The organism is Gemmatimonadota bacterium, assembly GCA_016209965.1.
In the GTDB taxonomy this organism is placed as follows: Bacteria; Gemmatimonadota; Gemmatimonadetes; order Longimicrobiales; family RSA9; genus JACQVE01.
Map to the genome: position 1 here is coordinate 1 of JACQVE010000308.1, position 5,168 is coordinate 5,168.

A 5,168-nucleotide genomic window follows, 5' to 3' on the forward strand; every position below is an offset into this window, starting at 1 on the left:
CGCCATCAGCGGGCACGGGCAGGAAGCCGAGGAAGGCGCCGTTCGGCGCCACAGCCACGGGCGCTCCGTTGATCCAGAGCCGGGCCTCCCCCGTGCCGGTCGAGCCGAAGACGAAGGTCGAGTCGCGGGCCGTGACAGCGGCGCCCTCAGGCGGGTAGACCAGGTCCAGGCGCAGCGGCCCGGCCGCGGGCGGGATGGGCGGCAGCGCGGGCGCGGGCGCGCGTTCGCGGGCGCTCACGGGCCGCGGCGCCTCAGGCTCGGGTCCGGCCGGCCGGCAGGCCATGGCCAGAAGTGCTACGAACAAGACTGCCCCGGTGCGCTTCACGGCTCCCTCCGCGGGTTGGGGTGTGTAGCGGGCTCGGGCAGCGGGGGGGCGGACAGGGTAGGCCCGAGCGCCCGCAGCCAGATCCAGCCGGCGAGGGCGAGGGCGGTCATGGCGGCCAGTACGCCCCAGCGCAGGAGCAGCAGTCCACCCAGCGCGAACATCAGCCCGAAGAGAACGAGCAGGGCGGCGCCTACGCGCTGGAGATCCCTGGCAAGGTCCTGTGCTGCTGGCAGCCCCGTACGCTCGCGCTGGCGCCGCCACCCCGGGCCGCCTGGCCGGGCGCGGCGGTAGAAGTCGTCCAGCTTCTCCTCCGCCTCCGGCCGGGTCGCCAGCATGACGGGCACCCAGATCGCGACGGTGATCAGCGAGGTGACCATGAGGCGGATGCCGAAGTCCTCGATCCGCAGCGCGGGGATGACAAGTGTCGCCCCCCAGACTTCCAGCTCAGCGCCGCGCCAGACGGAGGTCAGGAAGCCCACCAGGAAGCCGGCCAGCATGGCGGACAGCTCGGCCCAGGCGTTGATGCGCCACCAGAACCAGCGCAGGATCAGCACCAGCCCCGGCCCGGTGCCGATGGCAATGATGAGCCGGAAGACCGTGCCGATGCTTTCACTGAAGAAGGCGGCGGCGGCGCCCAATACGGTGATGATCACGGAAGCGATCCGCCCCGCCGTGACCAGCTCTCGCTGCGAGGCGTGCGGGTGCAGGAACCGGGCGTAAAGGTCGTTGGTGAGGTAGGAGGCGCCCCAATTGATGAGCGTGGAGACGGTGCTCATGAACGCGGCCAGCAGTGAGGCGACGACGAGGCCCAACACGCCCACGGGCAGGAAGTCCAGCATCAGTTTGGGGTAGCCCAGCTCCCGGTCCTCGAGGTTAGGGTAGACGACGACGGCTACCAGGGCGACCAGGATCCAGGGCCAGGTACGCACCACGTAATGCATGAGGTTGAACAGCCAGGCCGCCTTCTGCGCCTCGGCCTCGGAGCGTGAAGCGGCCAGGCGCTGCACGAACTCGCCGCCGCCATCCGAGCGGCGGAACGCCCACCACTGCACGAAGACGTAGGCCAGGAACGTCGCGCCGGAGATTCCGGCGAGACTCGACCAGCCGAGGATCCCCCGCGTACCCCCCTCCCCCCAGGCGAGCGGCGTGAAGGAGAGGATGTCGTGCGTGGTAGCCTGCTGCGCCCCGGCGACGACGTCGCCCAGTCCACCCATTTCCGCCACGGCCACCGAGGCTACCACAATGGCGCCGCCGAGTGCCAGCACGAACTGGAAGAAGTCGGTGGCGATGACGCCCCACAACCCCGCTACGCCGGCGTAGGCGAGAACGAGCGCGCTGACGCCGACCACGCTCCACAGCTTGGCCTGCTCGCCCGGATCGATGCCCAGGCTGGGGAAAACCTCGAGCGCGTCCACCACCTTCACCATGGCGAGCATGGCGTAGCCGATGCCGACCGAGTTGATGATCACGGCGAAAAGGAAGGACTTGGTGGCGCGGAGCAGGGCGGCGGGGCGTCCGCCGTAGCGCAGTTCCGTGAGCTCGGCGTCGGTCACGATCTCGGCGCGCCGCCATAGGCGTGCGAAGATGTAGATCATGATGACGTGCGAGAAAGCGAAGCTCCACCACTCCCAGTTGCCGGCGATCCCGCGGTTGCCCACCACGCCGGCAATGTAGAGCGGCGTATCGATGGAGAAGGTGGTGGCGGCCATGGAGATGCCGGCGAGCCACCAGGGCACGGCGCGGCCGCCCACGAAGAAGTCGACCAGGCTGCCGGCCGCGCGGCGGGCGAGGTAGATGCCGAGGGCCAGCGACGCCAGCATATAGAGGGCGACGATCGCCCAATCAAGCGGCCTCATGCCCCTCCTCCCCGCACGGTCAACGTGGGCGCCTCCAGTATTCGGCGGGGCAGCGCGTGAAGCTCAGGATCTGCTCCCCGGTCTGGCTGGACGCCTGCGCGGCGCCGGGCTCGAGCGGGCGGATGCCGAGCAGCGTGGTCCGCTCCATGCCCAGCGAATGCATGGCGCAGAAGCCGTCCGGCCGCGCCACCAGCACGGGCACGAGGTAGAGGTCGGAAAGCTGGTCCACGCGGTCGAGCACGACGTAGCGGGCTCCGATCTCGCGCGCCAGTGCGAAGAAATCTGCGGCTTCCCGGCTCATGGGATACAGCCGGCCGCGGTGCCCGCTCAGGGCGTAGAAGAGCCGGGGCTTGCGCGAGACCACTACAGCGCCGGCCGGCAGTCTGTCACGTGACCACTCAGCCATGGCGAAGAAGTCCTGCCAGTCACTGGGCAGGCAGGCATAGGGTAGCCCGGCCCTATGGAGGCGCGTGCACTCGAGCCCCTGCCGGGCCGAGGCATGGAGGGCAGGCACGCCGGTGAGGATGATCCCCAGCGTGGCCGCCGCGCCGGCCCAGCGCGCGCCGCGGCGGCTGAGGCGGCGGCGCGCCAGGCGGATGAAGGCTTCGCCGGCGTAGGCCAGGACGAGGGGAAGGGCGGGGAGCAGCAGCCGCTCGCCCGACCAGACCTCGGGCCAGACGAAGAGCAGTCCGACGTACAGGGGCAAGAAGAGCTCGGCCACACCCAGCCGCCGGCCCAGCCGTCCCACCCAGCCGAAGATGGCGAACACGGCGAGCGTCGCACTGACCGGGAAGAAGAAGCTGCCCTCGAGGCCGAACACCAGGATGGGAAGGTGCTCGGTCATGTAATGCCGGTCGTTCTGGACTACGCGGTTGAGCAGGTCGAGTGGTCCCATCCGGCCCAGGTCCGGGCGGTAGGGGTTCACGGCCCAGAACTGTTCCGCGTAGATGACGCCGCCGTGGGCGCGGGCGCGCAGCCACCAGGCGAGGGCCAGCGGCAGGAAGACGGCCGCGAGCAGGCCCAGGTCGCGCCAGCGGCGTCGCAGTGCGAGCCATGCCGCGGCGGCGAGCACGAGGGGCAGCCCGGCCGAGCGGGTGAAGTAGGCCAGGATGATGGCCGCGATGGCCAGCCAGAGTCGGCCGCGCTGCCCGGGCGGGAGCCGCTCGAAGGCCCAGAGCGCGAGGGCGGTGAAGGTCCAGAAGGGAACGTCGGACAGTACCCAATGGCTGAGGTGCAGCACGCCCGGGCTCAGGGCGAGGACCGCGGCGACGGCCAGCGCCAGCCCGGGCCGCCGCCGCCGCCGCAGCCACAGGTAGCTGAAGGCAATGGCCGCTGCGGAGAAGCCGACGATCACCAGCTTCAGCCAGATCCAGGTGTCCAGTCCGGCCAGCAGCGCCAGCGCCAGGATGCCCGGGAAAACAGGGGGATACTGGGTGTGCGCGGGTGTCGCGGGGTCGTAGAGGTCCAGGTAGGCACGCTGCTCGACGAGTGAGCGGGCCAGTGTGACGTACGCGGCGTTGTCTCCGCCGGTGTGCGGCGCGGGCTCGAAGACCAGGAGCGCGAGCGCCAGGTGCGAGCCGACGAGCAGGCCTAACACCGAGCGGCTGGAGAGGCGAAACCGTCCCGGCCTCGCGCCATGCTCCGGAGGCCGCCCCGCCCGCGCTGCCGGCCGCAGCAGGGCCGCGATGCGGGTGGCCATGGGGCTCAGGGGCGGGCGGCCAGGTGGCGAGCGGCGGCCTCCTGCATGAGCGGCTCGCCGCCCCAGGCCGCCAGGATGCTTGCGCCCGGCAGGTTTTCCGCCAGGCGGGGGTGGCCGAAAAGGACCACCATCGTGTCCGGCCGCGCCGCAGCCGCCTGCGCCACCCGCTCGCGCGCCCAGGCGGAGACGCCCGGCCGACCCTTCCACCCGCGGATGTCCGCGTAGAGCGCGACCAGCGCCGGCCGATCACGGGCGGGGCGCTCGACTTCCCGGACCTCTATGCCCGCGCCCCGCAGTGCGGCCGGGAACGCGTCCCGAGGCGGCGGCGCGTAGGGGCCGCCCAGGTCATCGTCCACGGTCAGCAAATCGATGGCGGCGGGCAGGTGCTGCGGCCGCCCGCGCAGCACGCGGATGGCGCGCACGGCCACGTCCAGGGCCCATTCGCGGTCGTGCGGCCGGCCCCACTCCCCGCCGGGCAGCCGTGTGGCGCGGCGGGCCAGATCGTCCACGCGGGCAATCGCCTCGGTGAGGCGCCCCTCGGCCAGCTCGCGGCCAATGGCCGCCTCAATGACGCGGATCACGCGCTCCAGCTCGCTCGGGTAGAGCAGCGCGTCGCATCCCGCGGCGAGCGCCTTCACAGCCGCCTGCCCTTCCCCACCACCGTGGGCCAGCACGCCTTCCATGATGAGTGCGTCCGAAACCGCCGGGCCCAGGAACCCCAGCTCCAGGCGCAGCAGCTCCGTGAGTATCGGGTGGGAGAGTGTGGCCGGAGCGCCGCTGGCGTCCAGTGCGGGGTAGGCCACATGGGCGCTCATGACGGAGTCGACGCCAGCCTGCACGGCTGCCTGGAACGGCAGCAGGTCGGCGGCGAGATCGGCGCGGCTCGCGGCAACGCGGGGGAGCTCGAGGTGGGAGTCAGCGACCGTGCGGCCGTGCCCGGGGAAATGCTTGGCGCAGCTCAGGGCGCCACCGGCGCGGCACCCCTCGATCCAGGCGGCTACATGCTCGGCGGCCCGGGCCGCACCGGCGCTGAAGGCGCGGCTCCCGACAATGGGGTTGTGCGGCTCGAGGTCCAGGTCTGCCACGGGCGCGTAGATCCAGTGGACTCCCAGCGCCGCGGCCTCGCGCGCGGTCAGCTCACCCGCGCGGCGAGTCAGCCCCGGGTCGTCCAGCTCGCCGAACGCCGCGGCGGGCGGCAGCGATGTAGCGCCGCGGAACTGCTGACCCGCTCCGCGCTCGAGGTCCGCAGCAAACAGGAGTGGTTCGGCGCTGCGGCACTGCACTTCCG

At 71.9% G+C, this 5,168-nt stretch carries 4 protein-coding genes; all 4 read right to left on the reverse strand.

Annotation, left to right across the window (positions count from 1 at the left end; all coding sequences use genetic code 11):
* Positions 1-325, reverse strand: a 325-nt coding sequence (locus tag HY703_12110; protein MBI4545934.1) for a hypothetical protein, incomplete at its 3' end; no start/stop codon positions are given.
* Positions 322-2,181 carry a Na+:solute symporter gene (locus HY703_12115; GenBank protein ID MBI4545935.1) on the reverse strand — a complete coding sequence of 620 codons (1,860 nt, stop codon included), beginning with the start codon at positions 2,179-2,181 and terminating at the stop codon, positions 322-324. The genes HY703_12110 and HY703_12115, both read right to left, overlap by 4 nt.
* Positions 2,182-2,200: 19 nt before the next feature.
* Positions 2,201-3,880: a hypothetical protein gene (locus HY703_12120; protein MBI4545936.1), complete on the reverse strand. Its 1,680-nt coding sequence runs from the start codon at positions 3,878-3,880 to the stop codon at positions 2,201-2,203.
* 5 nt (positions 3,881-3,885) lie between these two features.
* On the reverse strand, positions 3,886-5,168 hold a 1,283-nt coding region (locus tag HY703_12125), incomplete at its 5' end, for a glycoside hydrolase family 3 protein (protein MBI4545937.1).

What these genes read in the sequence shown, in the direction of transcription:
- HY703_12115 (MBI4545935.1), bottom strand. Translation starts at nt 2,181, where the DNA reads ATGAGGCCGCTTGATTGGGCGATCGTCGCCCTCTATATGCTGGCGTCG.
- HY703_12120 (MBI4545936.1), bottom strand. Translation starts at nt 3,880, where the DNA reads ATGGCCACCCGCATCGCGGCCCTGCTGCGGCCGGCAGCGCGGGCGGGG.